This window comes from Arcicella sp. (assembly GCF_964672035.1).
The window spans coordinates 1-16,437 of record NZ_CBABQS010000008.1; the positions used below are offsets into that span (position 1 = coordinate 1).

Here is a 16,437-nt window from a genome sequence, read left to right on the forward strand (position 1 = left end):
TAGGTTTTATTTAATTTTAGGCTTCAAGGGGTTTTACGTATTTCCCAATAATAATTCCCAAAATCATGAAAAATATAGACATATATCCAACCCAATTGTAATGCAATAAAGTACCATCAGAGGCTTTTTCTACAATTAAACCGCCCACAAATGAGGCCGCACCCGACCCTAATTGTATCATCGAAGAATTAATGCTGGTGAATCCTCCTCTTTGCTCTCTATTTACTACGCCCGAAACAATGGCTTGCAAGGTGATGGTGCGTCCGTTAGCAAATAAAAAAAACATGGAAGTGATGAATAAAATAAGTGCTAAACTTGCACCCGATTGCAAGTGAGTCATTAGAAAAACGGGGATCAAAAACAACGTACCGCAAGTAGCAAAAATAAGATATTTCCCTTTTTGATCGGCAATTTTACCCACAATTCTGGCACTAAAAATGGTGATTGCCCCACCAACTAAATAAATTAATGAAACATGATCAACAGACATTCCAACATTTATTGTCAAGTATGGACTTAAAGAGGGAATCGTACAAAAATGCCCAAATATTACGACTAATGACAGTGCCAAAGCCCTTAATTGGTTAGCATCTTTACTAATATTTGTCAAAACAGCAAATGGACTCGGTTTAATTAAGGATAGGTTAATATGCCCTCGAAGACTAGGTAAGTATCTGTAAATGAGCAATAAATTCACAAATCCAACGGCTACAACAAACATAAATGGGATGTGCCAACTAATATTCGAGGCCAAATACATTCCCAACGGAACGCCTAAAACCGAAGCCGTTGAAAATGCAGCCATAATAATGGATAAACCCTCCGCACGATGTTCGTAACTGATGGTATCACCCACAATAGCAATCACTTGCGAACCCAAAACTCCCCCAAAAACGCCTGCTACTATACGAGCAAGCATCAGCATCGAATAAGTGGGAGCAATTGCACAGGCAAATGTGCCAATTAAAAAACCAACGTAAGCAATGGTAAGCACATTTTTACGGTCAAATTTATCGACAAAAAAGGCAGCGATAAATCCACAAATACCCGCACTAATTGAATAAGCAGAAACTAAAAAACTGTATTCTCTGGCAGTTATGTCAAAAGCTTTCATCAAGATTGGTCCCATAGGCATCATAATCATAAAATCCATGATGTTGGTAAACTGAACGCAAGCCAATAGATATAAAATTAGTTTTTGGTCTTTAGTCATTTAGGGTGGTTATTAGTAATCAGTAGTTGGTTATTAATTAATCAAGTAACAAATAGGTATCAATTTTCAAACATTAAAGTTTAAATAACTACTAACCAAAATTTACTCAGCCAAAAGTTTATCCATCAAACGCTCAAACTCGGCGACCCATTCGGTATAATATTTTCCCGTTCCGGGCCCTGAAAAACCGGTGTGTGTTTCACGAATCTTACCTTTTTTATCAATAATTAACGTCGTAGGGAATCCAATTACTTTGTTCAACATTGGCAGACTCTCAGTGGCACTTTCTGAATTATTCAAACCCGCCTGCAATAATGGATATTCAATGCCAAAACGCTTGCGAAGCAAAGCCATTTTCGTTTTAAAAAATTCAGCATCAGCATTTTTTTCATACGCTAATCCAATAATTTCCAAACCTTTAGTTTTATTTTTTTTATAAAATGGTGATAAATAACTGCTTTCGTCCATGCAATTTGGACACCACGAACCAAGGATTTGAACTACTACAACTTTCCCCTTAAAAGCATCATCCGACAAGGATATCTTTTCTCCTTTTTCATTCGGAAAAGTGAAGTTTAATTTTTCGTAACCTTCTTTTAAATAGGTAATTTTCTTAACATCTGGCAATTCTGCCTTATCGTCTTTTTGAGATTCAATATTCTTAAATCCAAGCACCGAATCGCTGAACTTACCCGTAATTTTATTGCCCGTAATTTTAGCTTTCATCAAAAAAGTGTGCGAGCCATCAAAAGTTGAAAGAAACAAACTATCCCCTACCCGATTGCCATCCATGTAGCGATAATCGCCCGTGGTCGTTAAAAATGAACCTGTTACGATGTTACCCTTTTGTTCAAAAATTCCAACGGCAAAACTTTTCTTTTGCGTAGTCGTATTGATGAAATTTGTCGCCCATTTCCCTTGCAAATCCATTTTATTGGCAACTTTTTGGGTGGGTACAAAGCGATAATTATAGCCCAAAGTTGCTTTAAAAGGCACTTGAACAAACGACTTTCTGCCTTTATTTTTACGGAATATGCCCGTCAAATTTTTGTCAGTCATTTTAGCCACTAATTCTGCATCAAAAAGTGAAATAGGGATTCTCAATGAATCGCCCGAGATAGAAGCATCATCGGTTTGAAATCTCTCCGAAGCATTCAAAATATACACTTGATAGGTATTATCAGCCTTTTTTTGAAGTTCTAAACCGAAAGGTAAAGTTCCGCCTTCGATTTGAATATTTGCCCACCAGCGGGTTGTTTGTGCTTTCAAAAATTGTCCTTGAAAGACAAAAATTAATACTAAAACTAAGATTTTTTTCATGTTGATGTTGAGTAATGCAATCACATAGAAAAGATAGGAAGCATAGACTTTCAGTTTAATTTTATAGCGAAAATTTTCTTAACTATTTGATTATGCCTACGCTATGTTTACAATGTTCTCTATGTGGTTGCAGTTATATAATTTCAATTAATGGAGATTAGTTCTTTCATAAAGTTAAAATCTGCATAAAATAAAAAAGCCAGAAGTTATAAGCCTCTGACTTTCATGAGTTTATCTGTGCGTTTTTATTTCTTCCATTGCAAAGTATTCAATAGTTTTAATACATCTTTCTTCAAATAATCAATCACTGGAGCCAGTGAATCACTTTTTAAAGCAGTGTTGAAATATAAAGCGCCACGCAAATAATGTTTGGTAGAATCAGTGGTATAAAATTGCAAATACGTGGGAACTTCTCCTTCCAATTCCATCAACATTGCTTTTTGTCTCGAGGGCATTTTTAAAACATAATCTTGAATAGAATACGCCTTTTGACCATGCTTTGCCACTAATTTATGAGCATCATCAATCAACTTTGCCATTTTATTTTTATCGCCATTCAAAGGTTTATATGTCAATTGAATCATCGCATTTAGTTTCGGATAATACACATACATCCAATGCGGTTCTGCCCAACGAACAGTGTCAGGCTTCAAAATAGCTTGGGTTGAATATTGAAAACTAAACGGATGATTTTCAGTCATTTGCTGATATTGAGCCACTGGCAAATCTATCCGATTATAACCTTTCGGCTTAGGCACAAAGTCTGAACCATCATTTTTTTGACGACAATTAAAAAATAATAAGCAGTAAACAGTAAGTAGTAAACAATTGGCAGTACACAGTTTCGAGCCAAAATGAAGCCAATCTTTTATATGATAATTTTTACCTCCTGTCATAATTTGAAACATTATTTATGCTGATAACTATTTATTGATAATTGTTTACTGGATGTTAATCGCCCAATAAATTGCCCAAACCACCCAACACTGAGCCATTTTCTTTCTTCGTATTTCCTCCGTACGGACTCACGGCACGAATCAATTTTGAAATCGGCATTGATTGAATCCAAACTCTTCCTGTTCCATGTACCGTTGCTAAGAAAATCCCTTCTCCACCAAAAATCATTGATTTTAAATTACCTGCACGTTGAATATCGTAAGTCAAATTTTGTTCAAAAGCCACAATACAACCTGTATCAATTCTGAGGGTTTCGTTATTCAATTGTTTTTCAATAATGGTTCCTCCTGCGTGTACAAATGCCAACCCATCTCCTTGTAATTTTTCTAAAATAAACCCTTCACCACCAAAAAATCCAGCGCCAATTTTTTGATTAAAAGTGATTGAAACCTTCGTTCCCAAAGCGGCACATAAGAAACTATCTTTTTGGGCAATCAGTGTATTTCCAGGCAATGAAGATAGATTAATGGGTATAATTGTGCCAGGATATGGGGCAGAAAAAGCTACTTTTCGTTTGCCGATACCACGATTTGTAAAATGAGTCATAAATAATGATTCACCCGTTAATAAACGAGAACCCGCTTGAAATAGTTTACCCATCACCGAATTATCACCACTCGAACCATCGCCCATTTTAGTCTCGAAAGTTATTCCGTCTTCCATATAACACATCGACCCCGCTTCTGCAATCACCGTTTCGTTTGGGTCAAGTTCAATTTCTACGAGTTGAATATCCTCGCCAATAATTTTGTAATCAATTTCGTGTGAATTCATTGTCTTTTCAGTTTAAATTTTTCTACAAATTAATGATTATGAAATCAATCTGAGAAACAATAAGTCGCTGATTGGTCAAAAGAACTATTAAATGGTAATATTAGTAGGCAGTTAATAAATATTGTTCCCTAAATTCTGATAAACGCTTTCTACTGTAAATTACCAACTTAAAAACTGCTTACTGATGACTATCCAAAGCTCCTTGAACAATTTCATAAAACTTCGCTTTCAATTCCTCAATGTTATGATTGGTCATGCCCACCGTTTCAATCGGTTTATGCACAATTGCCCGAATTGTTTGTGGATAAACAGCAAACTTATCATCGTGAATTATCTTATAATTATTCAAAAGTGAAATGGGTACAATAGGAATCTGTTCTTTAATTGCCATCGCAAATCCGCCATCTTTCAAAGGTAGCGACATCTTTGGAAGGTTTTTTGACCAAATTCCCCCTTCAGGAAAGATCATCACACTTCGTCCACCTTGTAGTGCTTTTAAGGAGCGATTCATGGAAGTGACTCTACTATTTTTATCATTTCTATCCACTTGAATATGCAGTTTAGTAAACATATACCCAAACAAAGGCACTCCTTTGATGGATGCTTTTCCTACAAATGCAAAATAATTTTTAATAATCATGCCCATGGCCGCAATATCAACGTATGAAAAATGATTGGCACAAAAAACGTAAGTCTTGTTAACGTCAGGTTCAAAATCATATTGAACTTTGATAGGAATACCCGCAATTGGAAAAAACATCTTACCCCACAATCTATTTAGGTAATGAGCTTTGGACTTCCATTCGGTTTTTTGTAGAAACAACCAGAAAAATGGAAATAACAGCATAAACAAGAATACAAACCAAAAGGCTGCCCAAAGGGTATAAAAGAAGTTTAGGATACGCATGAAACAAAGATAATAGGTTTCATTTTTAATTTGAAGACGACAAAAAATAAAAAAGGTTAACAGCCGCCACTGTTAACCCTAAAAGAATATCTGTGCAGATATTTTCCTGAACAATATTACTTATCTTAGGATAACAAAACAAGTAAAAATACATATTTGCCGAAACAAAATGATAAAACTCTTATATATAGGACTTCTCCATTTTATATGTATCCGTATTAATTTTTCAATAAAGCTTCTTATCAAATGAATGAAAAAATAATATAAAGTTGAACAAAAAAGAGTCTTCAAATTAAGTTTGAAGACTCTTTTGCAATGACCGTACTTTTAAATACTACATACCCATCATTTCTTTGAAAGCTACCGAATTACGAGTCGAAATTTCTAATTCAATCCCGTTATTTAAAGCCACTTTCATTCCACCTTTATAATAAGATTCAATGTTGGCAATATATTCAGTATTAATAATTTGCTGACGATTCGCACGGAAGAAAATATGAGGATCCAAACGCTCTTGAATTTTATTTAAAGAACGGTGAATCATCGGACGGTCTGTTCCAAAATGGAAACGACAATAATTACCCACCGATTCAATCATATAAATTTCTGTTAAACGAACGAAATAACACTTCTCGCCGTCTTTCAAGAAAATACGTTTTTGAGCAGGAAGTCTTCCTTCCGAAACTGCTTCTGTAATTCTATGTTGCTGAATATCTGAACGGACCTTCTCAATTGTTCTTGCCAAGCGTTCTGATTTCATTGGTTTCAATAAATAATCCATTGCCTCAGACTCAAAAGCCTGAATAGCATACTGATTATAAGCCGTTACAAAAACCACTTTGGGAACATATTCAAGATCACTCAACAAATCGAAGCCATTTTTTTCTGGCATCTCTATGTCAAGAAATATCAAATCTGGTTGCAGGCGGTGGATTTTTTCCAAAGCTTCATCGACGTTTTCGGCTTCGTCAATAATCTGAATATCTGGATATTCTTGCAACAAATACTTTAATTCTTGGCGGGCCAACCTTTCGTCATCCACCAAAATCGTTTTAATTTTCTTACTCATTTGCTTTACAGGGGACAATTCTTGATAGTGGCGGTTACCAGCTCGGGGGGAATAGGGTTTTCTATTTGCCATATCTGCGTAACTTAGTTTTTCAAAAATTCAACAATCTGGCTCAACACCTGTGAACCAATCAGGGGACAGTATTAAAACTAACCAATTTTAAATTAGAGACTTGTGTGCAAAAATGATGCACAAAATAATCAAAGCTGAACTAATTTTAATAAAAAGCTACTATTTTCGACATTTCTCCGCTAAAGTAACAAATTCTGTAATATTTTTCACTAATTATCTACTTATATTTTATTTTTTATTAGACAGCTAATGTTTTTGGCCAAAATCGAGTCATATATTTACTTTTCTTACGCTATTATTTTACTTTCATTGGAATACATACTTCCGAAGTAACGACTTTATTTAGCTCAGAAATTTTAAAACCATCCATAACGCCATAATTTAATTCTAAACGTCTTTTTAAGTTTGCTAAACCAATTCCCAGTCTTTTACTATTATCAGCATTGGCTTTGATTAAATTTCCTGTATTCTTTACGCCAAAAATCAAGTTTCCTTCTTCCGAATGAGCAAATATCAATATTTCCCCTCCCTTTTTTTCTTTTGCTATTCCATGTTTAACGGCATTTTCAACTAATAATTGCAAGGCCATTGGTGGTATAAGTGCATTAAGAATTTTCTTTGAAATCTCAAAATGATAATTTAGCCTATCTTCATATCTGATTTTTTCGAGCGAAAGATAGTCCTTAACCAAATTTAATTCTTCTTCAAATAGAATATCCTGTAAACCTTTATACGTTAGAGAAATCCGTAACAAATCCGATAATTTTGTGATAGCCTCACGAGCCAATTTTGGATCTGATATTGTCAGCGAACGAATACTATTGAGTGAATTAAACAAAAAATGGGGATTTAATTGATTCTTCAAATTTTCTAATTCTGCAATTTTCAACTGCATTTGTGCTTCTAATTTATCTCGCTCATTTTGAATAGCCTTTTCGGCGAATTTAATACCATGATAAAAAATAAACCAAGGCATAGCAAATCTGAAAGTATCAAGACTTTGAATAATATAACTCTGTGGCGTATGTTCATAACCTTTCCAAAACATCTGGTCAAAGTGTAAAACATCGCTATTCACTATTTGTACAAGCAACGCAATGATAAAGTTGGCAAGCACTGGAAAAAACAGAAACTGGTGAAGTTTCATTCCCTCAATATTTCTTTTTCGGACTAATTGACGGTAAATGTGGGTGGTGAAAATAAAAAGAATAAAATTAAATAGTAGAGCGAGTACCAAGCTGGGCATATCAGCTTTGAGATACGGAATCCTTAGTGCGATATAAATAATATAAAACCCCCACGAAGAAAATTGTATAATCCAATAGATTTTATTTCTTGTCATGAATTGGCTGCATAAGATTTTATAAATATACTTATTTGAAAATGTAATATCTTAATTTTCAGTCAGTTATTACACAAATGCTTAATAAAATGAATTACTGATTTATAACAATTAACACTTTCAAAATTTGAAGAATGAAGATAAGATTACCGTTTAAATCACATTTTTACTTATTTCTTTTAAGTTCCCAAAAGTCAAATATTACAAAAACACAATATTGTTCGAGAAATACTACATCTTAACACATTGATAATCAATATCATTTACACAAATTGTGTTAATCTAAATAAATATTAAATCCTATTACTTACTTGAAAAATACGATAGAGAAAAATTATTAAATGGAGTATTTCTATATTTATATTATATTTAGAATTGTTAATAAATAAAAGACTCATTTTGAGTCTTTTATTTGATACTTCACAAAGTAAGGATTAATTTATGAATAGTGGGTTTGGTTTATATTTTGCCTTTTAGGAAATACTTAATCATTTGAATAATTTAAAGATACCCGCCAGAAGAGGCTTTCATCAGCTTTTATAATGGTTTGTAAAGTATTGTTTTGAACTTTCAAAATTTCTTGAAAGTATTTATAATAGTTATTCTTATAAGTTCAGTTTCGGATATTTATTAGTTTTGAGTTATGTGAAGACGATTCAATCAAATTTTCAAGCTATTATGCTCAATTCCAATAAAATTAAAATTGGCATAGTCTTTGGACTGCCTACATTAAAAAGTATAATTTTATCTAATAAATGCGTTTAATGGTTGATAAAACCATTAAAATTTGGATATTAAACAATATATTCAGTATTTTTATCATTAGAAGTCGTAGGTTTTTATTAATTGCCAAGAAACTAAATTACTGATTCACAATACTTATCGTCAATCCGCCTTCTAAAGTACTCCTAAATCCTTACGTGAGAATTATGAAAAAAATCTTGCTTATCCTCAGCGTTATTTCGCTGGCAAGTTGCCAAAAAAATGTGTTTTTAACGGGTTCGTTGATGCACCAACTCCAAGAAAATGAACTTGATTTAACTCGAATTCAATATTATAACGACAATCCTCTTTATCTTGAACGTGAAGTTCCTTCATCCGATGCAAATATTAAATCTGGAAAGGTGATTTTTAAAAACGGACGATATATTAATCGAATTTCTTTAGAAAAAGGAACGCCTGGAAAATTGCAGAAAGAAGATGCTGGACATTTATTACTATCATTTGAAAATGGCAAGGAAGATAATGCGCTACATTTTGGGCCCGTGGCAGGCGAAAAAGGCGAGTTTTATTACCAATTAGTGGATGCACAAGGTAATCCTGCTTTTTCGAGATTAGATTATGAAGGAAATAAATATTTAGTGATTTATAAAAAACCCCGTGTGAGAATTATGCTTTCCAAAAGTGTACTGAATAATTTGAAAATTAAAGTGCGTCGGATGAAAGGAAATAAGGTGAAGTAAAATAGTAAATCTACCATAAGTTTTAAGGATGGCATTGCTTTGAGCGATGTCATCCTTTTTTTATCCTTACTCCTTACCTCCTATTTTGGAATGATATTTGTTATTGATTTACCACGCACATCTCCGCTCTTCCGCCCGAAGATAAGTATTTTAACAACCATCAATTTCTCATGAAAAACCTTCACAAGCACATTTTGGGACTGGGGATTACGTGTACATCGTTAGCGGCCATGGCGTTTGTCACACTACCCAAACAACCTGCGGGTATTCTTACCTCCTTGAATTTAGCATCGGCTAAATCAGAACTCAAATTTTTGGATTCTTTTATAAAAGAACCCGAAAAAAAAACGAGCGATAATTCAACGTTAAAAAGTAGCTTAAAAGGGCGTGTACAAACCACTTCTAACTTAACCATCGGGCTAACAGTAGTAGCAGCGGAGCAAAATGTGCAATTAATGTGGGTAACTCCAAAAGGGCATAATAGCCGTAAATTTATTATTCAACGGAGTAAAGATGCTGAAAAATTTTATGACTTAGCCGAACTAAAACCTACCCAAAACGAAGACCTAAATACGTTCATAGACGAAACTCCTTCGGGTGGATTTACCAATCACTATCGAATCATAGAATTTGATTCAGAACGGAATATGCACGTATATTCACCCATGGCGGTAGAAGTTACTGCCATTAATGGAGAAGCTTTTGGCGTTACTTTACATACTTCCGAAGAAGGTGAAATGATAAGAGTGAAGATGGAAAATATTAAAGAAAATGACATTTTACTTAGCACTACTTCGGGTATGGGGGTTCCGTGCGATGCCGTACAGAAAAGCAAAAATGAGGTAATTTTATTGCCCACGTATGCACTCTCACCAGGCGAATACATCGTAAAAATTAGGGATGTAAAAGATGAAAAACGCTTTAAGGTTCAGTTCAAAAAATCAGATAAAATGTTTTAAAATAGAGATTAGTGTTTAGATAACAGAGAATAGTTAGTAGAAAATAGACGAATATATGTTCAACTATTAACTATTCTCTTTTTTTAATGGTATGCTTGCATAACAAATATTTATTTATCAAATTTGCATTGTTATGCAGTGCATAATAATTCCCATTTTGTTCAAATTGAATCATGAAAGCAGATAAAACCGTAGATTATCATATAAAATCTGGTTGGCACGCCATCAGTCGGATGTATAATTCTTATGCAGGACCATTTGATATGACCATGGCGATTGGCTATGTCCTATTGAATATTGATAAAAAAGGCACTCCTGCCACTAAAATAGCACCAGCGTTAGGTTTAGAACCCCGAAGCCTGACTCGAATGTTAAAATCGTTGGAAGACAAAAAATGGATTCGCCGTGAAATTGATGCCGACGACCGCCGAGTGGTAAAAGTGTATCTTACCGAAGATGGTAAGCGTAAAAGAGATTATGCTCGTCAAGGAGTTATTTTATTTAATGATGCGATATATGAAAAAATTGGCGAAGAAAAACTTAACATTTTCTTTGAAGTAATGAAAAATATTAATGAAATTGTTAATAATGACACCGCCAATTATAAAGCCGAAAACTTAATAGAAGATACTTTCGTCGATTAAAAAACACCATTTTACGGCATTCAAAAATATTTTAAATGTTATGCTTGCATAGCATTTTTTTATTTACGTATCTTTACAAAAAAATAGTATGCTTGCATACCAATTTAAAATTACTCAAACAAAAAATCAGATACAAAGACCTCATATCCAGTATTTTAATTTACAAAAACATGACTATTACAGAAAACAAAGCTTCTATTAATGGAGGCGAATTTTTAATCAAAGATATTGAAGCTTCACAGGTTTTTATTCCAGAAGAATTTACGGAAGAACAACAAATGATCGCTCAAACTTGTTTGGATTTCCTCCGCACTGAAGTTCACCCACGTTTAGATGATATTGATTATGCCAAAAATACTGATTTGATGGTGGAATTGATGGACAAAGCGGGTGAATTAGGTTTGTTGGGAACTGCCATTCCAGAAGAATATGGTGGGTTCGGGATGAACTTCAATACTTCAATGCTGGTAGCGGAGGCTTGTGGTGGTGGACATTCGTTCTCGGTAGCGTATTCGGCTCATACAGGAATTGGAACGTTGCCAATTTTGTATTACGGAAATGAAGAACAAAAATCAAAATATTTGCCAAAACTTGCTTCTGGTGAATGGAAAGCGGCTTATTGCTTAACAGAACCAGATTCGGGTTCGGATGCAAATTCAGGAAAAACGAAGGCAGTTTTATCGGAAGATGGTAAGAATTTTATCATCAACGGACAAAAAATGTGGATAACAAATGCTGGTTTCGCAGACCTTTTTATTGTTTTTGCAAAAATAGATTCAGATAAATCATTGACTGCCTTTATCGTTGAAAAAACCTTTGGCGGAATCACGATGAACGAAGAAGAGCGCAAGATGGGAATCAAAGGTTCTTCGACTCGTCAAGTGTTTTTTACGGACTGTGTCGTTCCCGTTGAGAATCAATTATTTACTCGTGAAGGAGGCTTCAAAATTGCGGTAAATATTTTGAATATTGGTCGTATCAAATTAGCTTCGGCAGTTGTAGGAGCTTGTAAAGGTGTGATTGCAAAATCGGTAAATTACTCAAATGAACGTAAACAATTCAATACTTCCATCAGTAATTTTGGTGCTATTAAACACAAAATTGCCGAAATGACGGTTAAAGTATTTGCTTCAGAATCAGCGTGTTATCGTGCAGGACAAAACATTGACGATGCAATTGAAAACCTTTTATCAAGTGGTATGGATTCGGCACAAGCTAAATTGAAAGGCGTTGAACAATTTGCGATTGAATGTGCAATGTTGAAAGTTCACGGTTCGGAAGTGTTGGATTTTGTGGTAGATGAAGGCGTTCAGGTTTACGGAGGAATGGGTTTCTCGGCAGAAGCACCGATGGATAGAGCCTATCGTGATGCAAGAATCAACCGTATTTTTGAAGGAACTAACGAGATTAACCGTTTGCTTTCGGTAGGTACAATTGTGAAACGTGCCATGAAAGGTGAATTAAATTTGATGCCAGCGGCCATGGCAGTTGGTAAAGAAATTATGGCAATTCCTGATTTCAGCTTGGAAGAGGAAGAAGGAATTTTGATGGCTGAAAAAAAAGTGATTAAAAATTTAAAGAAAGCCACTTTGATGATTGCGGGTGCGGCTTTGCAAAAATTTATGATGACTTTTGAACATGAGCAAGAAATCATTATGAATTTAGCAGATATGATGATTGAACTTTACGTGGCAGAATCAACACTTTTGAGAGTTGAAAAATTAATCGGTGTTCGTGGCGAAGCAGCTTGTGAATTGCAGAAAGATACTGCCATGATTTACTTACATACGGCCGTTGATAAAGTAAATACGGCGGGTAAAACAGCCATTACCAGTTTTGCCGAAGGAGACGAATTGAGAGTGATGTTAATGGGCTTGAAACGCTTTACAAAAATAGAACCAATGAACTTGAAAAATGCCCGAAGACGTATTGCAGAGGCATCAATTGAGAAAAATGGTTACTTGTTTTAAAATACAATTTTGGTATAGAATACAAAAGAGGCAGATTTTCTGCCTCTTTTTTTTACAAAAATTCCCATAGTCCGTACCCAGATATGACCATTCAAAACAATATTGATGAAAAACATTTTTGAAAAAGAAAAAATAACTATATTTGAGAAATTCAAAAAAACTACTCTCAAATGGCATCCTTGAAAAACCAAAATATTAACTAATTCATTGCACCCATTATCACTTCCATGAAAACATACAAACATTATTCTTTTGACCTTTGGCTTACCCTTATTAAATCCAATCCTACCTTTAAAAAAGAGCGAGCGTTATTCTTTCACAAGCATTTGAACGCTAATGGAAAACCGTTGGAGGAAGTTGAACTTCTTTTTCGCAAAATAGATTTAATGAGTAATGCCATTAACCAAAAATCGGGGAAAAACCTTGATGTTGAAGAGATGTATTTGATGATTATTTACGAACTAAACGGTTCAAATTCCATTTTTGAAGACCTTGATATGGAATGGTTACTACACGAAATGGAACTATTATTCTTCCAATATATTCCCACAATTTACCACCCTGAAACACTTTCCACCTTAAATTCACTTAAAAAAATCTCTGATGTTTCGATGAATATTTTGAGCAATACGGGCTTCATAAAAGGAGCAACGCTCAGAATTGCTTTAGAAAAAATAGGAATAGCTCACCTCTTTGATTTTCAATTGTATTCTGATGAGGTAAATTTATCTAAACCCAATGCTGAATTCTTTTCTTTGATGATTGAAAAAATCTATCAAAAAAGGAAGCGTGACAACCTATTTTTGAATGATATAATTCACATTGGCGATAATATAATTGCCGACATTCACGGAGCTAATCGTCTGGGAATCAAAAGCTTTCAAGTAAATTCAAACCTCAATACCATTGCTGACTTATTGAAATAATGCAACACACATATTCACTACATAAGATTCAAAGTGCTGACATTTTTGGATTCAGTCCAAAAAAATACAGTAAATTCAAATACGGAGATGATTCAATTGCAAAGGAATTCGGCAATGCTTTGGCAGAAGGATTTATCGAAAATTATCTGACAAAAAAACCTATTCTTGAACAAATAGTTGTCATTCCCAGTCCTTACGCTTTTATTCCAACGGCTACTTTTGGCATGAAAAACTACTTCGTTTTTCGGTTAAATAGATGGTTGGTAGCAAACAATTTACCCGTTGTTCAAGAAACAAAAGTAACTCGTAGTATTACTTATAGAGAAGATTACGGAGCATTAGACGAAGCCCAAAGATTAAATCTAATTGGAAATGACACTTTTCACATTGACAAAGATTTTTTGAAGGATAAAGTATTAATTTTTTTGGACGACATTCGCATTACTGGTAGCCATGAAAGAATGATTACGAAAATGTTGGAGCAATATAGCTTAGAAAACGAAACGTATCTTTTATATTTTGCCGAGTTAATTAACCGAAATATTCACCCAAACATCGAGAATTATCTGAATTATTATCATGTAAAATCCATCTTTGATTTGGATGATATTATCAAAAATGGGACGTTTTCGATTAATACAAGAATCGTGAAATACATTTTGAATAGTGAGCCTAATTCATTCCAAATATTCCTTCAAAATCATTCCATTTCTTTTCTTGATTTATTGTATGATATGGCGATTGGCAATAGTTACCATACCATTGAGGCGTATCAGGAGAATTTACAAACAATTAAAAAAGAAGTAACGCTTAGAGCAAAAAATACAGTCTATATTTCGTAAAAACCAAAAATAACATGGCAATTAACTTACAAAAAGGGCAACGAGAATCAATCAATGCTCCAAAATTTACGGTGGGATTAGGTTGGGATACCAACAGTTCTTCAACGGGGATGGCTTTCGATTTGGATGCTTCGGTTTTCGTGATGGGCGAAAACAAAAAGATTCTCAGTGATAGTCATTTTGTCTTCTATAATAATCCCAAAACGCCCAATGGTGCGGTTGAACACACGGGCGATAATCTCACGGGTGATGGCGATGGTGATGATGAGCAAATCAACGTAGATTTATCAAAAATTGATACGAATGCAACAGAAATTTGTATTGTTGTAACGATTCACGAAGCGGAAGATAGAAAGCAAAATTTTGGGCAAGTCCGTAATTCTTATATCAGAATTTTTGACTCAAATTCTAATGCCGAAATCCTTAAATACGAACTGGAAGAAGACTTTTCAATTGAAACGGCCATTGAATTTGGTCGGATTTATAAACGTGGTACGGACTGGAAATTTGAAGCGGTTGGCACAGGTATGAAAGGTGGATTAGAGGATTTTCTGACCAAATATAATTAAGGAGCGAACAGCTCAATTTTAGTGAATTACCTAAGTTTCGTACAAATATTTAACTAAAAATAATCATGGCAATTAATTTATCGAAAGGTCAGAAAATAGACCTCAGAAAAGAATCAGGTTCTGAACTCACCAATTTTTGCGTTGGAGCAAACTGGGGAGCCATTGAAACAAAAGGATTTTTTGGATTATCAACCAACAAAACCAACGTAGATTTAGACTTGAGTTGCGTGCTGGTGGACAATAACAATAATATGGTTGATTTTATTTATTCACCACTATATAATTTGTCAGTTCTGCAAAAATTTGGTTTACAAAAAGGAAAATTAAGCACTTTTGATAACGCCATGAGACATACTGGCGACGATTTACAGGGTGATTCGGGTGGAGATGATGGCTTAGATAATGAAATTATTACCGTTGATTTAACAAAAATTAATCCCAATGTTTCAAAGATTTATTTCTTTTTAAATAACGTGGGGAAAGAAGATTTTTCAATGATTCCATACGCTAAAATCCGAATGTTTGAGGGGACAGCTACGAGAGTAAATTCGGTTTTTGCTTCGTATAATGTTTCTGCGGAACCTCAATATAAAGGAAAAACCGCCCTAATTTTAGGAAAATTATATAAAAGAAACGACCAATGGAAATTTGATGCCATCGGCGACCCAACGGAAGATTCATTCTTGGGACAAACCATCCAAAGAATTATGCAATCGTATTTGTAAAATTCGGAAAATTATCGCCCGCAAGGGTCTAAACACATGAGAAGATTACCCGTTTATTTATTGTTAGATACGTCTGGGTCGATGAGTGGCGAACCTATCGAAGCCGTTAAAAATGGCGTACAAGTGATGATTAGTTCATTACGCCAAAATCCGCAAGCCATCGAAACGGCTTTTATTAGTATTATTACATTTGATACTACGGCACAGCAGATTATTCCTTTGACCGATTTGGCTTCTTTCCAAATGGTTGATTTGAAGGCTTCGGGTGTAACGGCTTTGGGCGAAGCTCTCAAATTGGTTAGTAATTGTATAGAAAAGGAAGTTGCCAAAACAACGATGGAACAAAAAGGCGACTGGAAACCATTGGTTTTCATTATGACGGACGGTATTCCGACGGATAATTGGCAAAGTGGTTTAACGGAATTCAAAAAGCATAAAACTGCTTTCACGATTGCGTGTGCCGCCGGAAATAAGGCTGACACGAGCGTTTTGAAGCAAATTACGAATGACGTAGTGAGTTTAGACACGGCAGATAGTGCCAGTATTTCAAAATTCTTTTTGTGGGTAACAGCTTCCATTGGCGTATCTTCGACCAAAGTAGAAGACAGTGGAAAGGAAGTACAAGGTCTAAAAGAATTGCCTCCTCCCCCATCAGAATTGAATATTGTTGTCTAATTGAACATTC

16 protein-coding genes are annotated in these 16,437 nt (G+C 34.5%); 9 read left to right on the plus strand and 7 right to left on the minus strand.

Annotation, left to right across the window (positions count from 1 at the left end):
* Positions 1–16: 16 nt before the first annotated feature.
* The 7 genes from AC1W31_RS03520 to AC1W31_RS03550 all read right to left on the minus strand — a co-directional run bounded on the left by AC1W31_RS03520 (position 17) and on the right by AC1W31_RS03550 (position 7,459).
* Positions 17–1,213, minus strand: a complete 1,197-nt coding sequence (locus tag AC1W31_RS03520) for an MFS transporter (RefSeq protein ID WP_481733021.1) — start codon at positions 1,211–1,213, stop codon at positions 17–19.
* Between the two features lie 102 nt (positions 1,214–1,315).
* The gene (locus tag AC1W31_RS03525) at positions 1,316–2,533 is read right to left on the minus strand and encodes a peroxiredoxin family protein (protein WP_481733022.1); all 1,218 of its coding nucleotides are present in this window, start codon (positions 2,531–2,533) and stop codon (positions 1,316–1,318) included.
* A gap of 245 nt (positions 2,534–2,778) precedes the next feature.
* A complete protein-coding gene (gene gldD / locus AC1W31_RS03530; protein WP_481733023.1) occupies positions 2,779–3,429 on the minus strand; it encodes a gliding motility lipoprotein GldD in 651 nt (216 codons plus the stop codon).
* A 55-nt stretch (positions 3,430–3,484) separates the two neighbouring features.
* Positions 3,485–4,264: a TIGR00266 family protein gene (locus AC1W31_RS03535; protein ID WP_481733024.1), complete on the minus strand. Its 780-nt coding sequence runs from the start codon at positions 4,262–4,264 to the stop codon at positions 3,485–3,487.
* 178 nt (positions 4,265–4,442) lie between these two features.
* A complete protein-coding gene (locus tag AC1W31_RS03540) occupies positions 4,443–5,171 on the minus strand; it encodes a lysophospholipid acyltransferase family protein (protein ID WP_481733025.1) in 729 nt (242 codons plus the stop codon).
* 334 nt (positions 5,172–5,505) lie between these two features.
* Complete coding sequence (locus tag AC1W31_RS03545; protein WP_481733026.1) at positions 5,506–6,312, minus strand: LytR/AlgR family response regulator transcription factor; 807 nt, start codon at positions 6,310–6,312, stop codon at positions 5,506–5,508.
* 295 nt (positions 6,313–6,607) lie between these two features.
* Complete coding sequence (locus AC1W31_RS03550) at positions 6,608–7,459, minus strand: sensor histidine kinase (protein ID WP_481733027.1); 852 nt, start codon at positions 7,457–7,459, stop codon at positions 6,608–6,610.
* A 1,124-nt stretch (positions 7,460–8,583) separates the two neighbouring features.
* Here AC1W31_RS03550 and AC1W31_RS03555 point away from each other — a divergent pair.
* From AC1W31_RS03555 to AC1W31_RS03595, 9 genes are all read left to right on the plus strand, one after another.
* The gene (locus AC1W31_RS03555) at positions 8,584–9,117 is read left to right on the plus strand and encodes a hypothetical protein (protein WP_481733028.1); all 534 of its coding nucleotides are present in this window, start codon (positions 8,584–8,586) and stop codon (positions 9,115–9,117) included.
* A gap of 170 nt (positions 9,118–9,287) precedes the next feature.
* The gene (locus AC1W31_RS03560) at positions 9,288–10,076 is read left to right on the plus strand and encodes a hypothetical protein (RefSeq protein WP_481733029.1); all 789 of its coding nucleotides are present in this window, start codon (positions 9,288–9,290) and stop codon (positions 10,074–10,076) included.
* 173 nt (positions 10,077–10,249) lie between these two features.
* Entirely contained in the window at positions 10,250–10,720 is a 471-nt protein-coding gene (locus AC1W31_RS03565) for a MarR family winged helix-turn-helix transcriptional regulator (protein ID WP_481733030.1), read from the plus strand.
* A 170-nt stretch (positions 10,721–10,890) separates the two neighbouring features.
* A complete protein-coding gene (locus AC1W31_RS03570; protein ID WP_481733031.1) occupies positions 10,891–12,690 on the plus strand; it encodes an acyl-CoA dehydrogenase family protein in 1,800 nt (599 codons plus the stop codon).
* Positions 12,691–12,917: 227 nt separating this feature from the next.
* Complete coding sequence (locus tag AC1W31_RS03575; RefSeq protein ID WP_481733032.1) at positions 12,918–13,616, plus strand: HAD family hydrolase; 699 nt, start codon at positions 12,918–12,920, stop codon at positions 13,614–13,616.
* Positions 13,616–14,458 carry a phosphoribosyltransferase family protein gene (locus AC1W31_RS03580; RefSeq protein ID WP_481733033.1) on the plus strand — a complete coding sequence of 281 codons (843 nt, stop codon included), beginning with the start codon at positions 13,616–13,618 and terminating at the stop codon, positions 14,456–14,458. Before AC1W31_RS03575 ends, AC1W31_RS03580 begins: the two co-directional genes overlap by 1 nt.
* Positions 14,459–14,472: 14 nt before the next feature.
* Complete coding sequence (locus tag AC1W31_RS03585; RefSeq protein ID WP_481733034.1) at positions 14,473–15,027, plus strand: TerD family protein; 555 nt, start codon at positions 14,473–14,475, stop codon at positions 15,025–15,027.
* Between the two features lie 65 nt (positions 15,028–15,092).
* Complete coding sequence (locus AC1W31_RS03590) at positions 15,093–15,752, plus strand: TerD family protein (RefSeq protein ID WP_481733035.1); 660 nt, start codon at positions 15,093–15,095, stop codon at positions 15,750–15,752.
* Between the two features lie 36 nt (positions 15,753–15,788).
* The gene (locus AC1W31_RS03595) at positions 15,789–16,427 is read left to right on the plus strand and encodes a vWA domain-containing protein (RefSeq protein WP_481733036.1); all 639 of its coding nucleotides are present in this window, start codon (positions 15,789–15,791) and stop codon (positions 16,425–16,427) included.
* The last annotated feature ends 10 nt before the right edge of the window (positions 16,428–16,437 follow it).